The organism is Actinacidiphila sp. bgisy160, from assembly GCF_057707815.1.
Genome location: NZ_JBYIQW010000031.1, coordinates 36393 through 60663, shown reverse-complemented (window position 1 = coordinate 60663; position 24271 = coordinate 36393). Strand labels below are relative to the sequence as shown.

Sequence of the window (24271 nt, the reverse complement as noted above, 5' to 3'; positions counted from 1 at the left end):
GGCGCACGCCGGTGGGCACGTCACTTGAAAGGGTGGATCTGCCGTGCTCCGGCGCATCCCCGGCGCCCCAGATCGTTGTCGCAGGGCAGGCGCGACGAGGGGAGCGGTACGCAGATGGGCGGCACCACCGGGACGACCCTGTCCGAGGAGACCGGCACCCTCACGGACGTGACCGGCGCCGGCACGGGACCCGGGGACCGACCCGCAGTCGTGCCGCAGGAACAGGGCGCGCCCATCGCGGGACTGAGCCCGCGCAGGGTGCGACTGGTCTTTCTCGGGCTGATGCTGACGCTGCTGCTGGCAGCGCTCGACCAGATGATCGTGGCGACCGCGCTCCCCAAGATCGTCGGCGAGCTGCACGGCCTGGACAAGATGTCCTGGGCCGTCACCGCCTATCTGCTCGCCTCCACCGTCGGGCTGCCGATCTACGGCAAGTTCGGCGACCTCTTCGGGCGCAAGAGCGTCTTCCAGTTCGCCATCGTCGTCTTCGTCGTCGGATCCGCCCTCGCCGGCTGGTCGCGGTCCATGGACGAGCTGATCGCCTTCCGCGCCATCCAGGGAATCGGCGGCGGAGGGCTGATGATCGGCGTCCAGGCGATCATCGCGGACATCGTCCCGCCCCGTGAGCGCGGCCGGTACATGGGCCTGATCGGCGCCTCCTTCGGCCTGGCCTCCGTGGCGGGGCCGCTGCTCGGGGGCTTCTTCACCGACCATGCGTCGTGGCGGTGGTGCTTCTACGTCAACGTGCCCTTCGGGCTGGTGACACTGGCCGTCATCGCCGTCGTGCTGAAACTGCCGCGGCCGGCCGTACGTCCCCGGCTGGACGTGCTGGGCGCGCTGCTGCTGGCCGCCGGATCCACCTGCGTGGTGCTGCTGACCAGTTGGGGCGGCACGACGTACGCCTGGCGCTCGGACGTGATCATCTGGCTGGGCGTGGCGTCGATCGGCTGCGCCGTGCTGTTCGTGGTGGTGGAACGATTCGCCGTCGAACCGGTCATCCCGCTGCGGCTCTTCCGCGACAGCGTCTTCACCGTCTCCGCCCTCATCGGTGCGATCGTCGGCGTCGGCCTCTTCGGCGCCGCCAGCTATCTGCCCACGTTCCTCCAGATGGTGAACGGTGTCAGCGCGACGGAGTCCGGGCTGCTGATGCTGCCCATGATGCTCGGCGTCGTCCTGGCCTCCGTGGTCTCCGGCCAGTTGATCAGCCGTACCGGGCGCTACCGGGTGTTCCCGCTGGTCGGCGGGGCGCTCTCGGTGGCCGGCATGTGGCTGCTGTCGCTGCTGGAGACCGACACCCCGCGCGTCGAGTACAGCGCGTACATGGGCGTGCTGGGGCTGGGCATCGGCCTTGTCCTGCCGGTGCTGATCCTCGCCGTGCAGAACTCCGTGCGGCCCGCCGACCTCGGCACCGCCACCAGCGCCAACAACTACTTCCGGCAGATCGGCGGCTCGGTCGGGGCGGCCGTCTTCGGCACCGTGTTCGCCAACCGGCTCGCGGACGGGCTCGCCGACCGGCTGCCGCGCGCCGTCGATCTGCCGGACCCCCAGTCGATCACCCCGCACATGGTGCACGCGATGCCGGCACCGCTGCGCGACGCCTATGTGCGGGCGTACGCCGAGGCCATGCCGCGCATCTTCCTCTATCTGGTGCCGGTGCTCGCCCTCGGCTTCCTGCTCGCCTTCCTGCTCAAGGAGAAACCCCTGGTGACCCAGCACGTCCCCACCGCCCGCAAGGCCGAGACCGTCGGCCTCCCGGTGTGCGGCACCGTCCAGCACGCCGACGGCAGTACCGTCGGCCGGGCGGCGCTCACCCTCATCGATGTGACCGGCCGCCAGATCGGACGCGGTGCGACGGGCGAGGACGGGCGCTACGCGCTGAGCACCCCGGGCAGCGGCAGTTACGTGCTGATCGCGGCCGCCGGGGGGCACCAGCCGCAGGCCGTCAGCGTGACCGTCGGGGAACGCCCGGTCGAGCTCGACGTGGTGCTCGGTGGCGCCGGGCGGCTGGCGGGCACGGTGCGCACCGCCGACGGCACGTCCGTACGGGAGGCCACCGTCACCCTCACCGACTCCCGCGGCGACGTGGTGGCCACCACCCGAACCGGCAGGGAGGGCGACTACGTTCTCAGCGACCTCGTCGCGGGGGAGTACACGCTCGCCGCCAACGCCCCCGCGTACCGGCCCGCGGCGCTCCCGGTGTCGGTGCACGCGGCCCGGGAGACCCGGCAGGACGTCGAACTCGCGGGAGGCGCGCTGCTGCGCGGCACCGTGCGCGGCCCGGGCGGCAGCCCCGTGGAGGACGCCCGCGTCACCCTGCTGGACGCGGCGGGCAACGTCCTGGACACCGTGACGACCGGTCCTGACGGGGTCTTTCGCTTCGTCGACCTGGCCGCGGGCGAGTACACCGTGGTGGCCTCGGGGTATCCGCCGGTGGCCACCGTGCTGCGGCTGTCGGGCGGCGAGCGCACCGAGCGCGACGTGCACCTGGGCCACGAGGACTGACCGCCCCGAAGGGTCCTCGGAAGTTCGACGATGCCTCAGCGCCGGGGTGTGCGCCGCGCATGCTCCGGCGCGTCCGCGGCCCCGCGGGCGCACACCGGATTCGTCCAATGCCCCACGCGGCACCCGGTGCCGGTCGTACCGTGGTTGCGGAGCCGCAGATCTTGCGCCGGGGGCTGACCACCTCCGGGCGCGCCGGGGGCCGACCACCTCCGGGCCTCGGTCGGCATCCGGGCACCGCAGGGGAAGGAGCCGGACGCGTCATGCAACGTCGCACTCCAACGGGGAAGGGGAGCCGCGCCCCGCTGCCGGAGCAGCGGACCGGACTCTCCGGACGCATCCCGCTCGCCGTGGTCGTCGTCGACGGCGACGGGCTCGTCTCGCACTGGAGCACGGGCGCCCGCAGGCTTTTCGGGCGCGCCCGGGAGGAGGCCGTCGGCCACCCCGCCGTCGACCTGCTGCCGGTCTCCGGCGCGCTCGGCGAGGAGCACGCCCCAGACGACCCCGACGCGCCGGCCGGAGCCGGCCTCGACACCACCCTCAGCGGCGCGACCTCCTACCCGACCGCCGGCCGCGCCCGGCTCAACCAGGGGCCCGACCCCGACCCCGGCGGACTTCCGGCCGACGTCCTGTGGTGGGCCTACCCGCTGGTCGGCCCGGGCCCCGAGCGTCTGCTCGTACTGGCCGCCGACGCCGCCCAGGTGCACGGCGAGGACGACGCCCCTCCCGGGGAGTCCGAGCGGATCGCGCCCGGCTTCGCCCTGCACACCGAGTTCCCCGGCGCAGACGGGCTGGCCAAGCGGCTCCCCGAGATCCTGCCCAGCATGAGCGTCGCCGAGAGCGGGCGCATCGTCTCCCAGGTTCTGGAACTGGGCTATCCCGTCCTGGAGATCAGCCGGCACGACCGGGTCCCGGTCACCCCCGACTGGGGCGTGCCCCGGCGGGTCGAGCGCGGCGCGCGCGGGCAGCGCGCCGCCCGTGGGGCCGCCACCGACCCGCGTGTCGCCGCCTCCGAGGACCTCGAACCCGACCTGGAGTGCGCCGCCGTACGCGAGCGCCTGGAGTTCCTCAACGAGGTCAGCGGGCGCATCGGCAGCTCCCTGGACCTGACCGTCACGATCCGCGAGGTCAGCGCCGCCGTCGTACCGCGCTTCACCGACGTCGCGGGCACCTACCTCCGCGAACAGGTCCTGGCCGGCGAGGGCTTCCCCGACGGCCCGCCCGACGTCACCACCATGTGGTACCGGGTCGCCCTGGATCACACCGACGAACCCGGCCGCTGGGACGACGTCGTACCCGTGGGCGAGGCCATGCCGTTCCCCGAGCACACCCCGTTCTTCCAGTGCATGACGAGCGGTCAGCCCGTGCTGGTGCCCAGGATCACCGAACCCATGGGCGAGGCGATCGCCTCGCAGTTCGAGAAGCGCGACATCCGGCCGCTGATCACCGGGCGGTCGATGCTGGTTGTGCCGCTGAAGGCGCGCAACGTCGTCCTCGGCTTCATGATCCTGCTGCGGCACGCCGAGCGCCCGCCGTTCAACGACATGGACCGCGTGACGGGCGCCGAACTGGCCGCTCGTGCGGGGCTCGTCCTGGACAACGCCCGCATGTACACGTACCAGGAGAACGTCGCCGACACGCTGCAGGACAGCATGCTGCCGCAGATCACCCCGCGGATGCCGGGGTGCGACGTCGCGATCCGCTACCTGCCCGGCACCCGGCTGGGCCGGGTCGGCGGCGACTGGTTCGACACCATCAAGCTGCCCGGCTCCCGGCTCGCCCTCGTCGTGGGCGACGTCATGGGGCACGGGCTCAACGCCGCGGCCATGATGGGTCAGTTACGCACCGCCGTGCAGACCATGGCGGCGCTGGACATGCCGCCGGCGCAGCTGCTGCGCAACCTCGACGACCTGGCGCAGCGCCTCGGCGAGCACTACCTCGCCACCTGCCTGTACGCCGTGTACGACCCGATCCGGTCCGATCTGCACATCGCCAACGCGGGCCACGTCCCACCGGTGCTGGTGCGCGCCGAGGACGGCCGCAGCGAGCTGCTCGACGTGCCGACGGGCGCCCCGATCGGCGTCGGCGGGGTGCCCTTCGAGACGGTCCGGATCGCCGTCGGCCCCGGCGACCGGCTCGTGTTGTGCACGGACGGGCTGGTCGAGGCGCGCGACCAGGACATCGGGGCCGGTCTGGCCGCACTGTGCGAGAGTGCCGCGCACCCCGCGGCCTCGATGCACGACGCCTGCGACGCGATCATCCGCGCGCTCGACCCGCCGGGCGGCCGCAAGGACGACGTCGCCCTGCTGATGGCGCGGCTGAACGGCATCGCCCGTGAGGACGTCGTCAGCTGGCAGCTCGCCCTCGACCCCCGGGAGGTGGGCAGGGCCCGGATGCTGACCCGGGGCGTCCTGGAGCGCTGGGGGCTGGAGGAGGCCGCGGAGGCGGCCGAGCTGATGGTCGGCGAGGTGGTCACCAACGCCGTCCGGCACGCGCACTCCCGGCACGTCGAGCTGCGCCTGGTCCGCACGGACGCGCTGTTGTGCGAGGTCTCGGACGACGATCACGCCGTGCCCGTCCTGGTGGGCGCCGGGCCCGAGGACGAGTCGGGACGGGGACTGCGGATCGTGAGCCGGCTGGCCCGGGAGTGGGGCGCGAGCCGTACGGCGCAGGGCAAGACGGTCTGGTTCGAGCAGGCCCTGCCGTGGCGGCGGACCGGCGGACGCGATGGCGCGGTCCCGGCCCGTCCTCGAACATAGTGAACGCCAGGTCACGACTTGCCCCGGACACTTGCCCGCACCGACGACCGTCTGTAGCACGGATTTTGACGGGGCTTCGGTCGCGCGGCCGGGCACGGTCCGCGGCGACGGACACGTGGACCTGGGGAGATCGCATGGACGTCACCGGCACGAACCTGCAGGCGTGGGAGAGCTTCTGGCGCGCCGCCCCCGGCGAGCCGGGGCGGCGCTCTGGGACGCGGAGGCGGAGCTCACCGCGGCGGCCCACCTCCCGTTCTCCGAGGCCCACTTCCACCCGTCGTTGCCGGTCGTCGACCTCGGCTGCGGCAATGGCACCCAGACCCGGTTCCTGGCCAAGCGGTACGGCCGGGCCGTCGGGGTGGACCTCGCGGCGGCGGCGATCGGCCACGCGCGGCACCAGGACCCGGGCGGCGTCGCCGAGTACCGGCAGCTCGACGCGGCCGACCCCGTAGCGGTCCGGCGGCTGAGTGAGGAACTGGGCGAGGTGAACGTGTACATGCGCGGAGTGCTCCACCAGTGCCCGCCCGAGGATCGCGCACCCCTGGTCGAGGGCATTTCCGTGCTCACCGGCGGGCGCGGCCGGGTGTTCGCGGAGGAACTCGCGGCGTCCGCGAAGGCCGTGCTGATGGGGCTCGCGCAAGGGCCCGGGGAGCCGCCCGCCAAGCTCGCCGCGATCTTCACGCACGGGATCGCGCCGGCCGAGATGCCCGACGAGACCGTCCCGGAACTCTTCCGCGCGGCGGGCATGGAGGTGCTCGCACGCGGTGAGGTCGCACTCGTGACGACGGAGCGGCGGCCGGACGGCTCGTGGTTCGAGGTACCGACGAACTGGCTGGTGGCAGGGGGTGTCGGCTGATCGTCCCCGGTCTGTACCACTGAAGTTTTCCACAGGCGGGCCGGGGGGCCTGGTGTGGCGCGGTGACTTTGCGTAACGTTCCATGCCATGAAGATCCTGATCAGCGCGGACATGGAGGGCGCTACCGGGGTGACCTGGCCCGGTGACGTCCTGCCCGGCACGGAGGGCTGGCAGCGGTTCCGGCATCTGTTCACCTCCGACGTCAACGCCGCGATCGCCGGCTTCTTCGACGGCGGCGCCGACGAGGTCCTGGTCAACGAGGCCCACTGGTCGATGCGGAACCTGCTGCTGGAGCAGTTGGACGAGCGGGCCGAGATGGTCACCGGGCGGCACAAGGACCTGTCGATGGTCGAGGGCGTGCAGCACGGCGACGTGGACGGCATCGCCTTTGTCGGTTTCCACACGGGCGCCGGGACGGAGGGGGTGCTGGCCCACACCTACCTGCCCAACTCGATCACCGGCGTGTGGGTCGACGGCGGCCCGCCGGCGAGTGAGGGCCGGCTGAACGCGCTGGTGGCCGCCGAGTACGGGGTGCCCGTCGTACTGGTCACGGGGGACGACCGGACCGGCCTCGACGCCCGGGGCTACGCGCCGGCGGCGCGCACGGTCGCCGTCAAGGACTACGTCTCGCGTTACGCGGCCGTGTGCCGGCCGCCGGCCCGCACGGCGGCGGACATCCGCGCCGCCGCCAAGGACGCGACGCCGCTCGCGGTGCGCCACGAGCCGGTGCGGGGTGGGCCGTTCACGATCGAGGTCGAGTTCGACGCGGCGCACTTGGCGGGGGCCGCCGCGATCGTGCCGGGTGTGGAGCGTACGGGCGAGCGCCGCGTCGCCTACACCTCACCGACCATGTACGAGGGGATCCGCTGCTACAAGGCCGTGACCGCCCTCGTCTCGGCAGCTGTGGAGGAGCAGTATGGCTGACACCCGGGCACTGGAGGAGGCGGTCCGCTTCACCTCGGAGCTGATCCGGATCGACACCACCAACCGCGGCGGCGGTGACGGCAACGAGCGCCCCGCGGCGGAGTACGCCGCGCGGCTTCTCGACGAGGCCGGGATCCAGGCGCGCGTCCTGGAGTCCGCACCGGGCCGGGCCAACGTCGTGGCGCGTATCGAGGGCGCCCCACGCGCCGGGAGCGGACAGGGCGCGCTGCTGGTCCACGGTCACCTGGACGTCGTGCCCGCCCAGGCGGAGGACTGGAGCGTGCACCCCTTCTCCGGCGAGGTGCGGGACGGGGTGGTCTGGGGCCGCGGCGCCGTCGACATGAAGGGCACCGTGGCGATGGTGCTCGCCACCGTGCGCTCCTGGGCCCGCAGGGGACTGCGGCCCGAGCGGGACATCGTGCTCGCGCTGACGGCGGACGAGGAGGACAGCGCCACCTACGGGGCGACCTACCTCGTCGAGCAGCATGCCGAGCTGTTCCGCGACTGCACCGAGGGCATCAGCGAGTCCGGCGGCTTCACCTTCCATGCCGGGCCCGGGCTGCTCTTGTACCCGGTGGCCGCCGGGGAACGCGGCACCGCCTGGCTGAAGCTCACTGCCCACGGCAGGGCGGGGCACGGCTCCAAGGTCAACCGCACCAACGCCGTGGCCCGGCTCGCCGCGGCCGTCGCCCGCATCGGCGAGCACCGCTGGCCGGTGCGGATCGTCCCCACGGTCCGGGCGGCGCTGACCGAACTGGCCGCGCTGCACGAGGTCGAGCCCGACTTCGACGACGTGGACATCCTGCTCACCAAGCTGGGCAGCGCCGCCGCCCTGGTGGAACCGGTGATCCGCAACAGCGCCAACCCGACCGTGCTCGAGGCCGGGTACAAGGTCAACGTCATCCCCGGCAGCGCGGTCGCCTACATCGACGGCCGGGTCCTGCCCGGCGGCGAGGCCGAGTTCGCGGCCACCATGGACGAGCTCACCGGCCCGGACGTGGCATGGGAGTTCCACCACCGCGAGATCCCGCTGGAGGCCCCACTCGACGCGCCGGTCTACGCCGCGATGCGGGAGGCCCTGATCCACTTCGACCCCGACGCCCACGTCGTGCCCTATGTGATGGGCGGCGGTACCGACGCCAAGCAGTTCTCGCGGCTCGGCATCACGGGATACGGCTTCTCCCCACTGAAGCTGCCCGAGGGCTACGACTACGCGGGGATGTACCACGGCGTCGACGAGCGGGTCCCCGTGGAGGGGCTCCACTTCGGCGTCCGCGTACTCGACCGGTTCATGCTGGGCCGGCAGGACACGACCGACGGAGTCGCCCGATGACGCGTGCCCCGATCATCGCCCCCTACGGTGCCTGGGAGTCGCCGGTCGGCGCTCGCACCGCCGCCTCCCACGACGGACGCCCCGAATTCCCCGGGTTCGTCGGTGACGAGGTGTGGTGGACCGAACCACGGCCGGCGCAGGGCGGTCGCCGTGCCCTCGTGCGCCGACGCGCGGACGGCACGGTCGGCAGTCCGCTGCCCGCGCCGTGGAACGTGCGAACCCGCGTCATCGAGTACGGCGGCCGGGCCTGGGCGGGCGCCGCGCAGCCCGGGAGAGGACCGCTGATCGTCTTCTCCCACTTCCCGGACCAGCGGCTCTACGCATACGAGCCCGATGTGCCGGACGCCCTGCCGCGGCCGCTGACCCCGCTCTCCCCGGTCGGCGACGGACTGCGCTGGGCCGATCCGCAGATCCATCCGGACCGCGGTGAGGTGTGGTGCGTACTGGAGGAGTTCACCGGCGAGGGGCCGAGCGACGTACGACGCGTCGTCGCCGCCGTCCCACTCGACGGCTCGGCCGCCGAGGACCGCACCGCCGTTCGTGAACTCTCCGACGCCTCCCACCACTTCGTGACCTCGCCGCGGCTCTCCCCGGACGGGCGGCAGGCCGTGTGGATCGCCTGGGACCACCCCCGGATGCCGTGGGACGGCACGGAGCTCAAGCACGCCGCCGTCGGCGCGGACGGCACCTTCGGCGCCGCCCGGACGATCCTCGGCGGCCCCACCGAGTCCGTCGCGCAGGCGGAGTGGACACCGGACGGCACCCTGATCGCCGCCACCGACCGCGACGGCTGGTGGAACCTGCACCGAGTCGACCCTGCCACCGGCAACGCGGTCAACCTGCTGCCGGCGCAGGAGGAGTTCGCCGGGCCGGGCTGGCAGATGGGCGCGCGCTGGTTCGCCCCGCTCGCCGCCGGGACACTGGCTGTGCTGCATGGCAAGGGGGCCCAGCGTCTGGGGATATTCGACCCGGCGACCGGCGAGTGGGCCGACGTGCCGGGTCCCTGGAGCGAGTGGACCGCGGCGCTGTCCACCGCGGGCACCCGGGTGGTCGCCGTGGCCGCCTCGGCCCGCAGCTCCTTCGAGGTGCTCGAACTCGACACCTGCACCGGACGCACCCGCGTCATCGGTGCCGCCCACCGCGACACCGTGCCCCCGGAGTTCCTGCCCGAGCCCGTGGAACGCACCTTCACCGGGCCCGGCGGACGAGAGATCCACGCGCAGCTCTATCCGCCGGCCAACCCCTACTTCGCCGCGCCCGAGGGCGAGCTGCCGCCCTACGTGGTCTGGGTGCACGGCGGTCCCACCAGCCGGGCACCGCTCGTTCTCAACCTCGAGATCGCCTACTTCACCTCACGGGGGATCGGCGTCGTCGAGGTCAACCACGGCGGCTCCACCGGCTACGGGCGCGCCTACCGCGAGCGGCTGCGCGAGCAGTGGGGCGTCGTCGACGTGGAGGACTGTGCCGCCGTCGCGAGGGCGCTGGCGGAGGAGGGCACCGCCGACGGGCAGCGCCTCGCGATCCGCGGCGGCAGCGCCGGCGGCTGGACCAGCGCGGCCTCCCTCACCGGTACCGACGTCTACGCCTGCGGCGTGATCAAGTACCCGCTCCTCGACCTCACCGGCTGGGCCGCGGGCGGTGAGACCCATGACTTCGAGTCCCACTACCTCGACTCGCTCATCGGGCCCTACGCCGAGGTTCCCGAGCGCTACCGCGACCGCTCGCCGGTCACCCGGGCCGACCGGCTCTCCGTGCCCTTCCTGCTGCTGCAGGGGCTGGAGGACGTGATCTGCCGCCCCGTGCAGTGCGAGCGGTTCCTGGAGCGGATCAAGGGACGCGGCGTCCCCCACGCCTACCTCACCTTCGAGGGCGAGGGCCACGGCTTCCGCCGCGAGGACACGATGATCACCTGTCTGGAGGCCGAACTCGCCCTCTACGGACAGGTCTTCGGCTTCACCCCGCCCTCCGTACCCCCTCTGGAGCTCACCAAGTGACACCGCTGGCCCCCCTCACCCGACCCCGCCCCCTCGTCCCCGGGGACCGGGTCGCCGTCGTCGCCCCCAGCGGACCTGTGCCCCGGGAACGGCTCGACGCCGGGCTGGACATCCTCCGCGGCTGGGACCTCGACCCGGTGGTCGCGCCGCACGTCCTGGACCGCCACCCCACATTCGACTACCTGGCCGGACAGGACGCGGCGCGCGCCCGCGACTTCCAGGGAGCGTGGTGCGACCCGTCGGTGGCCGCCGTGCTCTGCGCCCGCGGTGGCTACGGCGCCCAGCGCATGACAGACCTCCTGGACTGGGAGGCGTTGCGAGCGGCCGGGCCCAAGACCCTCCTCGGCTTCAGCGACATCACCGTGCTGCACCAGGCGTTCGCCGTCCGGCTGGGCCTGGCCAGCCTGCACGGCACCATGATCGCGGCGCACGGCTTCCTCAAGGACGAGCCCACGCGCGCACACCTGCGGGAGGCACTCTTCGAGCCCGGGCGGACGCGAGTCCTCGGCGCGCCGACCGCCCGGACGCTCGTCCCCGGCACGGCACGCGGCGTCACCGTCGGCGGCTGCCTGGCCCTGCTCGCCTCCGGCCTCGGCACACCGGACGGGCGGCCGGGGGTGCCGGGCGGCATCCTGCTGCTGGAGGACATCGGCGAGGAGCCCTACCGGATCGACCGGATGCTCACCCAGCTGCTGCGGGCCGGCTGGCTCGACGGGGTGGCGGGTATCGCCCTCGGCTCCTGGCGGGACTGCGGCCCCTACGAGCAGGTGCGGGCGGTGCTCCTGGACCGGCTGGGCGGGCTCGGCGTCCCGATCGTCGAGGAACTGGGCTTCGGTCACTGCGAGACCAGTCTGACCGTGCCGCTCGGCGTCCCCGCCGTGCTGGACGCGGACGCGGGCACCCTCACGGTGGAGGTGCCCGCGCCCACCGGCTGACCGGTGCGGGGTCCCGTCCTCAGGAGGGTTCGGCCGCCGAGAGCGCGGTGACGGGACTGGCGGTCGGGGAGCGCCCTGTGACCGTGACCGCCGCGTGCCGAGGTCAGGGCGTCACCCACCCCGCCACGAGGACCGCCGGAAGGAGCCGGTGGACGGCGAGGAAGCCGAACGGGCGCAGGAATCCCACCCGCACCCGCCGGGTCTGCCGGGCCTGCCCGGGAGCGCTGCCGACGCGCAGGGAGACCGCGGTGACGGCGGCGGCCCGGAAGCCCTTCGCGCTGAAGGTCGCTGTGGCCGCCTGCTTCGCCGCGCCGACGGCCAGCGGCTGCGCGCTGACGCCGGGGAAGTGCCCCGCGCCGCTGTCGCGGGCGGTGGCGAGCCCGAACAGCTCGGCGCGCTCGAGGAGGTCGTGCTCGGCTCCGACGGTGAACGGGACCGTGGTCAGGTCGAGCGCGGGTGCCGGGTCGAAGCTCGTGACGTCCTCGACCGTGACCCCCGGCCCCGGCCGCCCGTAGGGCAGCAGGTTGCCGGGCAGCACCTGGTACGTCCCGTCGAGGGCGGCGATGCCGGCGGCGATCACCTCGCCGGGGGCGACGTGGTCGGGGCCGAGCAGCAGGTGGACCTCGATCCCGTTGGTGCCGTTCACCTTAGCCATGGTCAGCGGGCCGAAGGGGGTGGCCGCGACCCCGGCCATGTCCAGGTAGGGCGAGCTGCGGAAGAGGGTCCCGGTGTGGTTGTCCTGGAAGGGCTCGGCCCAGTCGGTGCGCAGGGCCAGCGCGTTCGCGAGCAGCAGGAGGGTGTTCCGGTCCACGGCGACCGGCATCCTGGGGATCATGCCGTGGGTCCGGTCCGCGGCCCAGGTGTCCAGGGTCTTGCGGTCGGTCTCGGTGTCGCCGGTGAAGTGCCCGTGGGCGCCGGCCGGGAGCAGGGAGAGCCAGCCGGGCGCGAGCGGAAGGGAAGCGCGGGTCCACAGCCCCACGGCGGTGTCGACGCCTTCCATGGCGTCAAGCCGCGCGAGCAGTCGTCCCGAGGCACCCGCCGCGGTCGCGGCGTCCGTCCCGACGGCCTGTTCCAGGTCGGCACGGGCGGCGCCGGCGGCCCCCGCGGCGAGCAGGCCCAGCAGCGGCCAGACCCCTGCGGCGGAGAAGACGGTCGCCCCGGCACGGCCGCCGCCCAGGGTGTCGCGGGCCCACCGCGCGGTCAGCCCGTTGACCGCCGCAACCGGCATACGGTCGTCCATGTCCCCCCAAGCCCTCCACCCGTCGGCGCCCAACGCTTCAGGGGATCATCCCAGCGGCCGGGCGGGACGGCCAAGTGGCCGCGGCACACAAAGAGCCGCGCTCACCGCGCGGCTCATCGGCTGCAGTTCCACGACCTACGAGGTGGGACTCCCTTCGCCGGCATGGTCCGGATCAGGTGCTAGGGGTCGCTCTCCGGTCCAAAAACCTCTTCCCAGACCTTCAAGCCTCTCAGCCCGGCCGTTGAACCCGGCGCCGGCGGAAGCTGCTGCTTCCTGCTCCGCAACCGGTGCTACCGGACTCCCTCGCTCGCCCCGTAGGCCATAATCCAATCTACTCGGGGTGAAAGCCGACCGCCAGGGGCAAAAGGCCACAATTGGCGATTTTCTCCATGTAATTTCACCCCTCATGTCCCCTGCGCCCCCGCTCTCCCGTCCGCGACACAACTGTCATCGAGGAGCCGTTGTGCGATCCGTTGAACGCGCCCGCGCGGCGACGCTACCGTCGCTTTGCGCACCACCCAATGAACGACAGTTCACTGCGCGAACGGAACTCTGGACGACGCTGCGCCGGCTCGTCCGGCCCACCGCGCTCCCGTACGCCATGACCGGCCTGCGGCTCGCCGCCTCCCCTTCATCCTCGCCGTCGCGACCATGTGCGCCCTGAACTGCGCGCCCATGTCTACGGCAACCCGCGCCGCCAAGACGTATCCGGGGCGACCGTCGGCGGGCACCATGAAGGCATGAGACGGTCCACGGCCGCGCTCGGCAGCGCGGTCTTTTTCCTCGCGGCGCCCGGCGTCGTGTCCGGGCTGATTCCCTGGTGGCTCACCCGGTACGCGTCCGGCGACGGGCCCTGGCCGGTACGGGCGGCCGGCGGCCTCGTCGCGCTGGCCGGGGCGGCGGTGCTCCTGCACGGCTTCGCCCGCTTCGTACGCGAGGGGCGCGGCACGCCCGCGCCCGTCGCCCCCACCGAACGCCTCGTCACCGGCGGCGCGTACGCCCGGGTCCGCAACCCCATGTACCTGGCCGTCGTGGCGCTCGTCGCGGGGCAGGGACTGCTGCTTCTGCGGCCCGTCCTGCTCCTCTACGCCGCCGCCGTGTGGCTGACGGTCGCCGCGTTCGTCCACTGGTACGAGGAGCCGACGCTGCGCACGGCCCACGGCGAGGAGTACGAGGCGTACTGCCGGGCCGTGCCCGCGTGGCTGCCCCGGTTCACTCAGACCCGGTCGAAGGGCTCCGCGTAGCGGAACGCCCCGCTCACCGAAGGGCTGTAGGCGGACAGCGGGCGGACCTGGAAGTACGGCCCCCAGGCCGGGTCGGGCGGCGTGATCCGGTAGTCCGTGCTCACCCGGAAGCCGTAACGGCCGTAGTAGTCCGGGCTCCCCAGCAGCGCCACCAGCGGCTCCCCCAGGGCGTCCGCGGCGCCCAGCACCGTGTGCACCAGCGCCAGGCCGACGCCCTTGCGCTGGTGCCCCGGCGCGACGCTCAGCGGGCCCAGACCGAGCACGGGCGTGCCGCCGGCGTGCGCCCGCGTGCAGACGATGTGGCCGACGACGCGATCGCCGTCGGCGTCGACGGCGACGAGAGACAGCTCCGGCAGCCACGCGTCGCTCTTGCGCAACTCGGCCAGCAACGTGACCTCGACGGGGTCGGGACGGTCCTCCGAGGCGAACGCCTTCGCGGTGAGAGCCTGGACGGCCGGGACATCGTCGGGGGTCTCACGTCGAATCAGCACCCGGGCAGTCTGGACGCCCCACCCCCGCCGGGCAAGCGCATTTCGGCCGCGGCCACCCTGTGGGCCCCTCTTCCCGCCGCGATCGCCACCGCCTCACGCCGCCGGGACGGCAGCGGCTCCGCACGGCTGCCGGAAGGTCCGTCGTCGCGAACGGCCGCAGGGTCCCGCCGATCCGCGTGAGCGGCGCTTTCCGTGCGATGGCGCCCTCGCCGCGCCGGACCGGCAGACGCCGGCTCCGGCGGCAGCGCCATCGTACGCGCGGCGGCTGCGCGCCACGTCGGCATCCGACGCGGGGCCGCGGTCGTCGCGGCTGCCCGGGACGGATGCGCTGCGTGGCACGCGCCGCACGCACCGCGGACCGACTGAGGGCAGCCGGGACGGCAACGTCAGCGGGTCCCGGGCCGCTTCCCCACCCCGGGGCGCGCCACCCCCTTGCCGCTGTGCCGGGTGGCCGCGTCAGACGGGTTCCCTGTCGGCCGGGAGGGTCCTCGGGACAGTGCCGTGCGGCAACGAGGCCGCCCCTGCGCGAGTTCGCCGCCCTGGGGCGCGCCGCCCCGTGGCGCTGGGCGTCGGCGTGGGCCTCGGGGAAGGGGCGCGCCGGGTGGCCGCGTCAGACGGGTTCGGTGTCGGCCGGGGCCGGCAGCCGGGGGCCGGGGAGGGTGCCCGGGAAGGGGCCGCGCAGCAACGAGGCCAGGCCGTGGGCGAGTTCCTCGCGCCAGCAGAGGTAGTCGTGGCCGCCGTTGTACTCGTGGTGGGCCACCTCGTAGCCTTGGGCCTGCAGGGCGTCCCGCAGCCGCCGGACGACGGCCGTCAGGCCCCATTCCTGCAAGCCCGCCGAGAGGTGGAACCGCACCGGTCTGCGCGCGAGCGACGCCACGCGGCCGGTCAGCCACTCCTCGGGCAGCGCGCCCGCGCGGCGCCCGGCCGGCCACCAGAAGGCGCCGGACTGCGCGAGCACGTTCCCGAAGTGCTCGGGCCGCCGCAACGCCGCGTACGCGGCGGCCAGTCCGCCGAGGCCCTGGCCGGCGAGGACCGTGCGCGCCGGGTCGCCGCTGACCGGCCACCGGCGGGCCGCCCAGGGCAGCAGTTCGCGGGTCAGGAAGGCCACGAAGCGGTCGTCGCAGGTGAGTTCGCGGCGCCGGGTGTCGCTGTCCAGCGCGTCCGGCATCAGCGCGACCAGCGGCGGCAGCGCGCCGGCCGCCACGAGCCCGTCGAGCAGCGCCGAGACGTCGAGGTGCTGCTGCCACACGTCGCCGTCGAGCAGCACCACCACCGGCAGCCCGGCGAGATCCTCGTAGCCGGACGGGGTGTAGGCCCACACGCGGCGCCAGTTGCGCAGGTGCGCGCTGCGCATGGTGTGGACGGTGACCTCGCCCACCGGCGGACACGGCCGGTCGCGCCACGCGCCCAGCGGTGCCGGGGCCGCGGGCAGGGCGACCACCGACAGCGGCTCGGTGCCCCAGCGGGTGGGGAAGACCGTGCGGTTGAGCGGGTCGCGCCGCGGGTGGCGGCGCAGTCCGCGCAGGTACGCCTGCCCCTTGGGCCCCGAGGGGGCCGCGGCGCCGCCGTCGCCCTCGTCCACGCAGAGCGCGTATGTGGCGCGCCAGTCGGCCCGCATCCTTATCGTCCAGTGCCACACGTCCGTGCCCGGCACCCGCGACATGAGGTTGCCGGCCAGGTCGTCAGGGTCGAGCACCTGGTTGGGCAGGGCCAGTACGGCGCGGGTCGCGGTGGTACCGCGCCACAGGAAGGTGACCGCGGCGTGCCCCGGGTCGCCGTCCAGGCGCTCCACCAGGGGTGTCCCCTCGGCCTCCACGGCCCGCCAGAACTCGGCCTCGCGCTCGGGACGGGCGGCCAGCGCCGCCAGCCGCGGGCTGTGCGCGCGTTCGACCGGAGCGGGACGTGGCACGCGGGGCGCGCGCGAAGGCGTGCCGTTCGGCGGGCTCCACAGCGTGGACAGCATGATCGGCAAACCCTCCCGGACCCGTCGGACGGCAAAAGCAGGCCAAAATGGCGTTCACCATGGACCGATGTGCGCACGCCGGCCGTTCCGTGAGGTGCAAACCGCTGACGGCGCGGGCCGATACGGGGTTCCATGTCCTCACCCGAATACCGGTGACAGAGAGAGGGACCTCTTGGCCACCACCGTGCGACGCACCACCCTCACCCTCCCGGCCAGCCCGCTCGGCCCGGAGAACCCCCTGCCCGCGCTCCGCGCGCCGGGGGACCCGCACGTCCTCGACCCGTCCGAGAGCGCGGCGCTCCCGCCCGCCATGGCCCGGCGCATCGCCTACGGGCAACTGCGCACCCTGCTCCCCGTACCGCGCCTCGACGGCTACACCCGCGAGCGCGTGCCCACCGCACTGGACGCCGTCGTCCTCGAGAACGAGCGGCTGCGCGCCACCGTCCTGCCCGGCCTCGGCGGCCGCCTGTACGCGCTGCACGACAAGTCCACGGGCCGCGAACTGCTGCACGCCGACCCCGCCCTGCAGTACGCCGACTTCGGCCTCGCCGGCGCCTGGTTCTCCGGTGGCGTCGAATGGAACCCGGGCGCCACCGGGCACACCACGCTCAGCTGCGCGCCGCTCCACGCCGCCCGCGTCCCCGCCCCCGACGGCGGCGAGATGCTCCGCCTCTGGGAGTGGGAGCGGCTGCGCGACCTGCCCTTCCAGATCGACCTGTGGCTCCCCGAGGGCTCCGGCTTCCTCTACGCGGGGGTACGCGTCCGCAATCCTCACCACCGGACCGTTCCCCTCTACTGGTGGTCCAACACCGCCGTACCGCAGGCACCTGGCACCCGCGTCGTCGCACCCGCCACCCATGCCTGGCACTTCGGCGCCTCCCGTACCCTCCAGCGGGTGCCCGTCCCCGAGGCGCCCACCGCCTCCGAGCACCCCGCCGACTGGTTCTACGACCTGCCCGACGGCACCCGCCCCTGGATCGCGGCCCTCGACGCCGGCGGCCGCGGCCTCGTGCAGACCTCCACCGACACCCTCCGCGGCCGCAAGCTCTTCGTCTGGGGGCAGGGCGCGGGCGGCCGCCGCTGGCAGCGCTGGCTCGCCGGGGACGAGGGCGACGGCCCCGGGTACCTGGAGATCCAGGCCGGACTCGCCCCCACCCAGCTCGAGCACCTCCCCCTGGCCGCGGGCGCCTGCGTCAGCTGGCTGGAGGCCTACGGCCCGCTGGAGACCGCCCCCGGCGCTGATTCGCACGCCGTGGCGGATCACCTGGAGGCGGTCCTGCCGCGTGAACGCTTGCGCGCCGCCCACGAGGCGTGGCTGCCCGCCGCGGACACCGAGCCCGAGGACGTCCTCGCGACCGGTTCCGGCTGGGGAGCGCTGGAGGTCACCCGCGGCCGGTTCGACCTGCCCGGTACGCCGTTCGCGCCCGACACCATGGGAGAGCTGCAGAAGCCCTGGCTGGAACTCCTGCGCGCCGGGGTCTTCCCGCGGCTGAGCGAGGACACCGTCCCCGGCCCCGTGCTCGTCTCCCCGGAGTGGCGGGAACTCCTGGAGACCGCGGGCACCTACGAGGACAACAGCTGGGCCCTGGACTACCACTTGGGCCTCGCCCAATGGCACGCCGGCGACCGCGCCCAGGCGGTGCGCAGCTGGGAGCGGGCCGCGGCGGAGTCGGGTTCGTGCCTGCCGCTGCACTGCCTCGCCGTCGCCGACCAGACCGACGGCAACCCCGAACGCGCCGCGCAGCGCTACCTCGACGCCTTCCGGGCCGTGCCCGTGGGCGAGGCATGGGCCACCGCCGCGGCGGCCCTGGCCCGCGAGGCCGTGCCGGTGCTCCTCGCGGCCCGCCGCCCCGGCGACGCCGCCGCCGTCCTCGACGCCCTGCCCGGAACGACCCGCGCCCGCGGGCGCTTCAGGCTGCTGCACGCCCAGGTCCTGCTGGCCGCAGGGGACACCGCGGGCGCGCGGGCCGTCTTCGACGGGGGCTTCACCGTGGACGACCTGAGGGAGGGCGAGGAGTCGCTGCACACGACCTGGCAGGCCCTCACCGACGAACCGCTGCCCGGGACGTACGACTTCCGTATGGCCCCGGCGCCCTGAAAAACCGTTCGCCCGCGGAGCGCGGCACCCCGCACAGTGGTGCGATCCACGCACCACCACGAGGGGGAACCCGATGTCGACGCTGCGCGTCACCGCCGAAAGGCTCACCGTCCACGACCACCCGAACGCGGACGCCCTGGAGCTCGCCCAGGTCGGCCTCTACCGCGCGGTCGTGGCCAAGGGCGCCTACCGGACGGGCGACTTCGCGCTGTACATCCCCGAGCAGTCCGTGCTGCCCGCCGCGCTCATCGCCGAACTCGGCCTGACCGGACGGCTCGCCGGCCCCGCGTCCGACCGCGTCAAGGCGGTCCGGCTGCGCGGCGAGCTGTCCCAGGGCATCGTCTGCCGCCCGGCCGCGCTCGGCGGCACGGACCTGGCGCGGGCCGCCGGGGAAGGCACCGACTTCGCGGGGCTCCTCGGCATATCCAAGTGGGTGCCGCCGGTGCCGGTGTCGATGAGCGGCGACGTGGAGTCCGCGCCGGACCTGCTGCCGTGGATCGACATCGAGAACGTCAAGCGTCACCCCGGCGTCTTCACGGCGGGCGAGCCGGTCGCGATCACCGAGAAGCTCCATGGAACGGCCTGCTGCCTGACCTATCTCGCGGACACCGGACGCGTGCTGGTCACCTCCAAGGGGCTGGGTGCCCAGCGCCTCGCACTGAAGGAGGCCGACGGCAACCTCTACTGGCGCGCCGTGCGCGGCCACGGCCTGCCCGAGGTCGCCGCGGCCCTCGCCGGCCGGCTCGGCGCCAGTCGGGTGGCGATCTACGGCGAGGTGTACGGCTCCGGTGTCCAGGACCTGGGCTACGGCGCCGACGCGCGCCGCGACACGCCCGGCTACGCGGCCTTCGACGTCGCCGCCGAGATCGACGGGTCCGTCCGCTGGCTCGCCCCCGCCGAGATCCTCCCGGCCGGCAGCGTGCCGCTGGTCCCCACGCTGTACGAGGGCCCGTTCGACCTCGACCTCGTCCTGGAGCTCGCGCGGGGCGCCGAGACCGTCTCCGGCCGCGGCCTGCACCTGCGCGAGGGCGTCGTGGTCCGGGCGGCCCCGGATCGCCACAGCCCCGAGCTCGGCGGACGCGCCGTCCTGAAGGCGGTCAGCGACGCCTACCTCACCCGCAAGGGCGGCACGGAGTACGAGTGACCCCGTCGGGCACGCATGACCGTTCCCTCGCTGGGTACGCGCAGGCCCCGAGCCACCCCGTACGCAAGCAACGGAAAGGGAACGGCCATGACCGATTTCACCACTCCGAACGGTGCGCAGCCCCCGGCGCAGCGAGCCCTGCACGAGATCGCCACCGGCGGTGACAACGCGGCGGCGCTCAGCACTCTGGCCTCCAGCGACGTCCTGCTGCCGGTGCCCGCGCCGCCGGAGGAGCCCGCGGGGGACGGGGCGGAGCAGGAGACGATCAGCCTGCCGGTCTTCGAGCAGGAGGACGGGACGAAGCTGGTCCCGGTCTTCACCTCCGAGGTGCGCCTGGCGCACGCCCTGCCCAACGCCCGGGGCTACCGCATCCTGCCCCTCGCGGCGCTGAGCAGCGGCTGGCCGTCGGACGACCTCACTCTCGCGATAGACGCGGGGTCGCCGGACACCCTCACCATCAAGGGCGAGGGCGTCCGGGCGCTGGCGGGCCTGTCGGACTGACGGCGGCCCGCCCACCCGCACGCGCGAAGCGGGCCGCGCCCCTGGGGAGCGGCCCGCTTCGCGTCGCCGGGTCAGAGCGGCCGGTAGACGGTCAGGGCCTCGTTGGCCTTGTCGATCACCAGGTCGCGGGGCGCGGGCGCCACCTCGCCGTCGAAGGCCAGGCGGGTGCCGGGATCCATGCCGCCGATCCGCAGCCGCCGCAGCAGGGCCGTGGTGGAGCCGGTGAGGGCGGCCGCGAGCAGGTGGGTGCGGGCGTGGGGGCTGCCGGGCACGATGCGGACGTCGAGCTGCCCGTCGGACAGGGCACGACGGCGCAGCGGCGCCGGGCCGATGCTGCGGTACGCGCCGTTGCCGGCGAAGAGCATCCACACCGAGTGCCGCCGGCCGTTGATCTCGAGGTCGATCGGGGCGGAGGTGCGCAGCACGTGCAGCGCGGCCAGCACCCCCGCGGGCCAGCTGCCCACACGCCGCGACCAGCGTTCGCGGTAGTGGACCAGGTCGGGGTAGACGCCGATGCTGAACGTGTTGAGGAAGACCGTGGATTGCGCGGACCCCGTCTCCTCGCCCGCGGCGTCGTCCGTCGGGGCCGGCGAGATCCGCGCGACGTCGGCGGCGATCGCGGTGCCCGCCCGGGCCGCCCGCGCGGCGTCCTCGATGCTCTTGACGGACAGATCGAGCGCGAAGTGGTTGTACGTGCCACCGGGGGAGACGAGCAACGGCACGCCGTGCCGCAGCGCGACCGAAGCGGCGAGACTGACGCTGCCGTCGCCGCCGTGGATGCCGAGCGCGCCGCCGGCCTCCGCGGCCTGCTGGGCGGCCTTCTCCAGCATCTCGGCGAGGTCGTCGTCCTCGGAGCACTCCTCCACCACGGCCTCGGGCAGCGCGTTGCGCAGTCGATCGGCCGGCGGGCCCAGCAGCGGCGGGGGGCCGGAGACCTCGTTGACCACCGCGTACAGTCCACGGCCGTCCGGCAGGGCCGGGGCGTCCGCCCGTGGGGTCGGGCGCACCGCCAGCTGCCGCCCGGTCGGGACGAGGCCGCGTACGGCGAGGGCGGCGCCCGCGCCGAGGGCCACCCCGGCGAGGACGTCGCTGGGATAGTGCACACCGGTGTAGATCCGGGAGAAGGCCACCGACCAGGCGACCGGCAGCACCGCGGCGCCCCAGCGGGGCGATTCCAGAGCGATGCCCGCGGCGAACGCGGCGGCCGACGCGGCGTGGCCGGACGGGAAGGACGTGGTGCCGGGCTGCCGCGCCAGCCTGCGTATCACGGGCACGCCGTCGAGGGCCGGGCGGTTGCGTCGCACCGCGCCCTTGCCGACGGTGTTGACCACCGCCGACGCCACCGCCAGCGACCCGGCGCCGCGCAGCGCGGCGCGCCGGCCGGTGCGGCCGCCGACGGCCGCGATGCCGGCGGCGACCCCGAACCACAGCAGCCCGTGGTTGGCGGCCCTGCTGAGGCGGGGCAGCACCGGCTCGGCGGCCGGCCACGAACGGGTCGCCACATTCCGGAACAGCTCCTTGTCCCATGTGCTCAGCATCCGGCGCACAACGACTCCCTTCGTGATCGGTCGATTCCCGGGCGGTGCGGTCCGTGCGAGGCGCGCGGGGGCCGGCCGACCGGCCCCGCGGCCCGCGTCGCGGTCGTGCGGCCGGTCAGGCCTCCGGGCGCATGCCCAGGGTCCGTACGACTTCCTGGACGTTGGCGTACCGCCGATTGTCGCCGGGGAGTCCGTCCACCAGATCGGTCAGGGGGTCCGGCGCGTGCCGGTCGCGCAGGGCCCGCAACAGGTCGCCGCGCCGGGCGGGGAACGGCTGCCGGGTCAGATGCCTGGCGAGCTCGAACCGCACCGACGCGCCCTCGGGCGCACCCGCCCAGGCCGGCCCGGTGCCGACCTCGGGGTCGTCGTCCGCGGCGGGCTCGGGGTCGTGCCACTCCTCGACCCGGGTGGAGTGCCCGGAGCGCAGCATCTCGCGCAGTTCGTGCTTCATCTCGTCGTCTCGATGGACGCTCAGACGGTCGCTTCCTCGTTGCACGGTGGCTCCTTTCCTCAGGGGTCGGGTCCTTCCATCGTCTACCCGGACCAGGGATCCGATGCCTGTTGAATGCCCACAGAAGCGGATGAATCCCCGCGCCGGGGGTAACAAACGGGCGAGGTGACAGGGAGGCGAAAGGAAGGTGCGCGACCCATGAGCCGCTATCCCGGCGGGGTCGACCCCGCAGACCTGGACGAACGACAGCTGGTGCAGGAGCTGGAGTCGGTCCACCGGACCCGCCACGAGACACTGCTCTACGGCTCCGGTGCGGCGCTCGACGCACACAACTCGCGGATGGCGGCCCTGGAGGGCGAGTACCTGCGCCGTCATCCCCAGCGGATGGTCTCCGCCGGCCGTACCCGGGCCGGGGCGAGGGCCCGGACCGTGCGGATGCCGGTCCAGGCCCAGCAATAGCGGACAGGGCGGGATTCCTCGCGCATTCGGGGTGCGCGGCCACCCGATGGCGGACGCGCGCCCCCCTTCCCTTCGCGGTTCCGTTCACTACCACCGGTACCAGCGCGAGCCGCCGGAACCGCTCCGTGCCACGAATCCGAGCAGCCACAGCACCAGGACGACCAGGGCGACCCACCAGAGGACCTTGACGGCGAAACCCGCGCCGAAGAGGACGAGGGCCAGCAGCAGAACGAGGAGCAGCGGGGTCATGGGAACACCTCCTGGATTCCGGTTGCCCTGAATTCCCGGCGGCACGCAGCGCAATTCGCGCGTCCCGGCGGCGGGAGCCCGGAGCGCGTGCGAGGGTGGCGGCGGGGGACGACCGGGGCCGTGTGCCCCGTCGCCGGATCCCGCCGGTCCCCCGATCCCACCGGAGGCACGGATGCAGCGGACCTCACCGCCGGCCCCGGCCGGGCGCCTCGCACGGGCCGGCCGGCGGCCCGACCCCGGGTTGCCTGTGCCGCCGTACTGGGCCGAGCGGCTGTCCGCCGGCCTGCCCGGCGGTGCCGCGCCGGAGCCGCCCGGTGGCGGCGAGGCGGTGCGCGCGGCCGCCGCGGGCTACTGGGAGCGCCGCGGGCTCGCCACGACCGCGGCCGACACCGTGGCCGCGCCGGGTGCGGAGACGCTGCTGCTGGCGCTCCTCGCGGCGGTGGACGGGGACGTCGTGCTCGCCAGGCCCGCCGCCGCCTGGCAGGCGCCGCTGGTGCGGACGCTGGGCCGGCGCGTGACGGCCGTGCAGACCCCCGCGGTGGGCGGCGGCGCCCCCGACCCCTTCGCCCTGCTGGAGGCGGTGCGCCGGGCCCGCACGGAGGGCGCCGACCCGCGGGTGCTGCTCATGTCGGCCGCCGACGACCCCAGCGGGACGGTGACTCCGCCGGAACTGCTGCACGAGACGTGCGAGGCGGCGGAGCAGTGCGGGCTCCTGCTGGTCTCCGACGAGACGTACGCCGACACCGTGCACCAACCGCACGAGACCGTGCTGCTCACGCCCGCCGAGATGCTGCCCGGCCGGACGATCGTCGTCACCGACCTGTGCGCGGCCCTGGCCCCGCCGTCCTGGCCCGTGGCCGTCGCCCGCTTCCCGGCCGGCGAGGAGGGCGCGCGGCTGCGTGACGCCGTGGCGGACCGCTGCGCCGGGCTGCGCGCGGTGCTGCCGGAGCCGGTGGCCGCCACGGCCGCCCACGCGCTCGCCGAGGACGGCGCCGTACGGGCACACCTCGCCGCCGCGACCCGCCTGCACGCCGCCCTCGGGGCCGCCGCCCACCAGGTGGTCACCCGCGCGGGCGCCCTGTGCCGCCCGCCCGAGGCGGGCTTCCACCTCTACGCCGATCTGGGGCCCCTGCGGCACGCCCTGGAAGCGGCGGGCGTCACGGACGCCCCAACCTTGGAGACCGCCCTGTCCGCCCGCCTCGGCCGCCCCGTCCCCGGCGGCCACCGCTTCGGCGACGACCCGTCCGCCCTCCACGTACGCATCGACACCGGCCCCCTCCACGGCACCGACGACGCCCAGCGCCGTGCCGCCCTTGGCGCCCGGGACCCGCTCGAACTGCCCCACGTCGCCGCGGCGCTGTCCGACCTGGAGGCGGCGATCGCGGGCCTGGGCACGGGCGCCGCCTGAGTGCCGCCCGGTGCCGACGCCCGGCCGGGGACGGTGCCCCTCCGCCTTCGCCGGCGGCCCGGTTGCGTATGGGCGCAGCAGCCACGGTCCCTGTGCCCTGACGGCGGCGCGTCTTTGGATTCGCTGCCGGGCACTCCTGCCGGGGAGGCCGCGAACAGCGCTCTGGCGACGCCGTACCCCTGCGG

Annotated in this window: 18 protein-coding genes and 1 pseudogene; 13 read left to right on the top strand and 6 right to left on the bottom strand. The window is 74.4% G+C overall.

Annotated elements, in window-relative coordinates; genetic code table 11:
- Positions 1–114: 114 nt before the first annotated feature.
- From AC3EUJ_RS23370 to AC3EUJ_RS23340, 7 genes and pseudogenes are all read left to right on the top strand, one after another.
- Complete coding sequence (locus AC3EUJ_RS23370) at positions 115–2502, top strand: MFS transporter (protein ID WP_431964383.1); 2388 nt, start codon at positions 115–117, stop codon at positions 2500–2502.
- Between the two features lie 260 nt (positions 2503–2762).
- Positions 2763–5258 (top strand): ATP-binding SpoIIE family protein phosphatase, encoded by a 2496-nt coding sequence (locus AC3EUJ_RS23365; protein WP_431964381.1) that lies wholly within the window; start codon positions 2763–2765, stop codon positions 5256–5258.
- 134 nt (positions 5259–5392) lie between these two features.
- Positions 5393–6114 (top strand): annotated as a pseudogene (locus AC3EUJ_RS23360) (class I SAM-dependent methyltransferase).
- Positions 6115–6201: 87 nt separating this feature from the next.
- The gene (locus AC3EUJ_RS23355; protein ID WP_431964379.1) at positions 6202–7038 is read left to right on the top strand and encodes a M55 family metallopeptidase; all 837 of its coding nucleotides are present in this window, start codon (positions 6202–6204) and stop codon (positions 7036–7038) included.
- Positions 7031–8371, top strand: a complete 1341-nt coding sequence (locus AC3EUJ_RS23350; RefSeq protein WP_431964377.1) for a M20/M25/M40 family metallo-hydrolase — start codon at positions 7031–7033, stop codon at positions 8369–8371. The genes AC3EUJ_RS23355 and AC3EUJ_RS23350 overlap by 8 nt, the downstream gene beginning before the upstream one ends.
- The gene (locus tag AC3EUJ_RS23345; RefSeq protein WP_431964375.1) at positions 8368–10365 is read left to right on the top strand and encodes a dipeptidyl-peptidase 5; all 1998 of its coding nucleotides are present in this window, start codon (positions 8368–8370) and stop codon (positions 10363–10365) included. Before AC3EUJ_RS23350 ends, AC3EUJ_RS23345 begins: the two co-directional genes overlap by 4 nt.
- Positions 10362–11300, top strand: coding sequence for a S66 peptidase family protein (locus AC3EUJ_RS23340; protein ID WP_431964373.1), 939 nt, complete (start codon positions 10362–10364; stop codon positions 11298–11300). Before AC3EUJ_RS23345 ends, AC3EUJ_RS23340 begins: the two co-directional genes overlap by 4 nt.
- A 103-nt stretch (positions 11301–11403) precedes the next feature.
- Here AC3EUJ_RS23340 and AC3EUJ_RS23335 read toward each other — a convergent pair whose 3' ends face one another.
- Positions 11404–12540, bottom strand: coding sequence for a serpin family protein (locus AC3EUJ_RS23335; protein ID WP_431964371.1), 1137 nt, complete (start codon positions 12538–12540; stop codon positions 11404–11406).
- A gap of 740 nt (positions 12541–13280) precedes the next feature.
- On the opposite strand from AC3EUJ_RS23335, the gene AC3EUJ_RS23330 reads away from it, so the two are divergent.
- On the top strand, positions 13281–13784 hold the full coding sequence (locus AC3EUJ_RS23330) for a methyltransferase family protein (RefSeq protein WP_431964369.1): 504 nt from the start codon (positions 13281–13283) through the stop codon (positions 13782–13784).
- Here the strand turns inward: AC3EUJ_RS23330 and AC3EUJ_RS23325 are convergent.
- Complete coding sequence (locus AC3EUJ_RS23325; protein WP_431964367.1) at positions 13757–14275, bottom strand: GNAT family N-acetyltransferase; 519 nt, start codon at positions 14273–14275, stop codon at positions 13757–13759. The two genes, AC3EUJ_RS23330 and AC3EUJ_RS23325, sit on opposite strands and share 28 nt — an antisense overlap.
- Before the next feature lie 610 nt (positions 14276–14885).
- On the bottom strand, positions 14886–16238 hold the full coding sequence (gene fes, locus AC3EUJ_RS23320) for an enterochelin esterase (protein WP_431964365.1): 1353 nt from the start codon (positions 16236–16238) through the stop codon (positions 14886–14888).
- 172 nt (positions 16239–16410) lie between these two features.
- On the opposite strand from fes, the gene AC3EUJ_RS23315 reads away from it, so the two are divergent.
- The 3 genes from AC3EUJ_RS23315 to AC3EUJ_RS23305 all read left to right on the top strand — a co-directional run bounded on the left by AC3EUJ_RS23315 (position 16411) and on the right by AC3EUJ_RS23305 (position 19981).
- A complete protein-coding gene (locus AC3EUJ_RS23315; RefSeq protein ID WP_431964363.1) occupies positions 16411–18336 on the top strand; it encodes a DUF5107 domain-containing protein in 1926 nt (641 codons plus the stop codon).
- Positions 18337–18409: 73 nt separating this feature from the next.
- Complete coding sequence (locus AC3EUJ_RS23310; protein ID WP_431964361.1) at positions 18410–19480, top strand: RNA ligase (ATP); 1071 nt, start codon at positions 18410–18412, stop codon at positions 19478–19480.
- 87 nt (positions 19481–19567) lie between these two features.
- Complete coding sequence (locus AC3EUJ_RS23305) at positions 19568–19981, top strand: SseB family protein (RefSeq protein ID WP_431964359.1); 414 nt, start codon at positions 19568–19570, stop codon at positions 19979–19981.
- Positions 19982–20052: 71 nt separating this feature from the next.
- Here AC3EUJ_RS23305 and AC3EUJ_RS23300 read toward each other — a convergent pair whose 3' ends face one another.
- Both AC3EUJ_RS23300 and AC3EUJ_RS23295 read right to left on the bottom strand, forming a co-directional pair.
- Positions 20053–21519 (bottom strand): bifunctional phosphatase PAP2/diacylglycerol kinase family protein, encoded by a 1467-nt coding sequence (locus AC3EUJ_RS23300; RefSeq protein ID WP_431964357.1) that lies wholly within the window; start codon positions 21517–21519, stop codon positions 20053–20055.
- 115 nt (positions 21520–21634) lie between these two features.
- The gene (locus tag AC3EUJ_RS23295; protein ID WP_431964355.1) at positions 21635–22015 is read right to left on the bottom strand and encodes a DUF2795 domain-containing protein; all 381 of its coding nucleotides are present in this window, start codon (positions 22013–22015) and stop codon (positions 21635–21637) included.
- Positions 22016–22168: 153 nt separating this feature from the next.
- On the opposite strand from AC3EUJ_RS23295, the gene AC3EUJ_RS23290 reads away from it, so the two are divergent.
- Positions 22169–22429, top strand: coding sequence for a DUF6158 family protein (locus tag AC3EUJ_RS23290; RefSeq protein WP_431964353.1), 261 nt, complete (start codon positions 22169–22171; stop codon positions 22427–22429).
- Positions 22430–22516: 87 nt separating this feature from the next.
- Here the strand turns inward: AC3EUJ_RS23290 and AC3EUJ_RS23285 are convergent, their stop codons facing one another.
- Positions 22517–22678: a hydrophobic protein gene (locus AC3EUJ_RS23285; RefSeq protein WP_431964351.1), complete on the bottom strand. Its 162-nt coding sequence runs from the start codon at positions 22676–22678 to the stop codon at positions 22517–22519.
- A gap of 172 nt (positions 22679–22850) precedes the next feature.
- On the opposite strand from AC3EUJ_RS23285, the gene AC3EUJ_RS23280 reads away from it, so the two are divergent.
- A complete protein-coding gene (locus tag AC3EUJ_RS23280) occupies positions 22851–24086 on the top strand; it encodes an aminotransferase class I/II-fold pyridoxal phosphate-dependent enzyme (RefSeq protein ID WP_431964350.1) in 1236 nt (411 codons plus the stop codon).
- Positions 24087–24271 lie beyond the last annotated feature (185 nt).

Bases quoted from the DNA above. Each gene is read 5' to 3' on its own strand.
- AC3EUJ_RS23370 (WP_431964383.1), top strand. From the start codon at position 115: ATGGGCGGCACCACCGGGACGACCCTGTCCGAGGAGACCGGCACCCTC.
- AC3EUJ_RS23365 (WP_431964381.1), top strand. From the start codon at position 2,763: ATGCAACGTCGCACTCCAACGGGGAAGGGGAGCCGCGCCCCGCTGCCG.
- AC3EUJ_RS23355 (WP_431964379.1), top strand. From the start codon at position 6,202: ATGAAGATCCTGATCAGCGCGGACATGGAGGGCGCTACCGGGGTGACC.
- AC3EUJ_RS23350 (WP_431964377.1), top strand. From the start codon at position 7,031: ATGGCTGACACCCGGGCACTGGAGGAGGCGGTCCGCTTCACCTCGGAG.
- AC3EUJ_RS23345 (WP_431964375.1), top strand. From the start codon at position 8,368: ATGACGCGTGCCCCGATCATCGCCCCCTACGGTGCCTGGGAGTCGCCG.
- AC3EUJ_RS23335 (WP_431964371.1), bottom strand. From the start codon at position 12,540: ATGGACGACCGTATGCCGGTTGCGGCGGTCAACGGGCTGACCGCGCGG.
- AC3EUJ_RS23330 (WP_431964369.1), top strand. From the start codon at position 13,281: ATGAGACGGTCCACGGCCGCGCTCGGCAGCGCGGTCTTTTTCCTCGCG.
- fes (WP_431964365.1), bottom strand. From the start codon at position 16,238: ATGCTGTCCACGCTGTGGAGCCCGCCGAACGGCACGCCTTCGCGCGCG.
- AC3EUJ_RS23310 (WP_431964361.1), top strand. From the start codon at position 18,410: ATGTCGACGCTGCGCGTCACCGCCGAAAGGCTCACCGTCCACGACCAC.
- AC3EUJ_RS23305 (WP_431964359.1), top strand. From the start codon at position 19,568: ATGACCGATTTCACCACTCCGAACGGTGCGCAGCCCCCGGCGCAGCGA.
- AC3EUJ_RS23300 (WP_431964357.1), bottom strand. From the start codon at position 21,519: ATGCTGAGCACATGGGACAAGGAGCTGTTCCGGAATGTGGCGACCCGT.
- AC3EUJ_RS23290 (WP_431964353.1), top strand. From the start codon at position 22,169: ATGAGCCGCTATCCCGGCGGGGTCGACCCCGCAGACCTGGACGAACGA.
- AC3EUJ_RS23285 (WP_431964351.1), bottom strand. From the start codon at position 22,678: ATGACCCCGCTGCTCCTCGTTCTGCTGCTGGCCCTCGTCCTCTTCGGC.
- AC3EUJ_RS23280 (WP_431964350.1), top strand. From the start codon at position 22,851: ATGCAGCGGACCTCACCGCCGGCCCCGGCCGGGCGCCTCGCACGGGCC.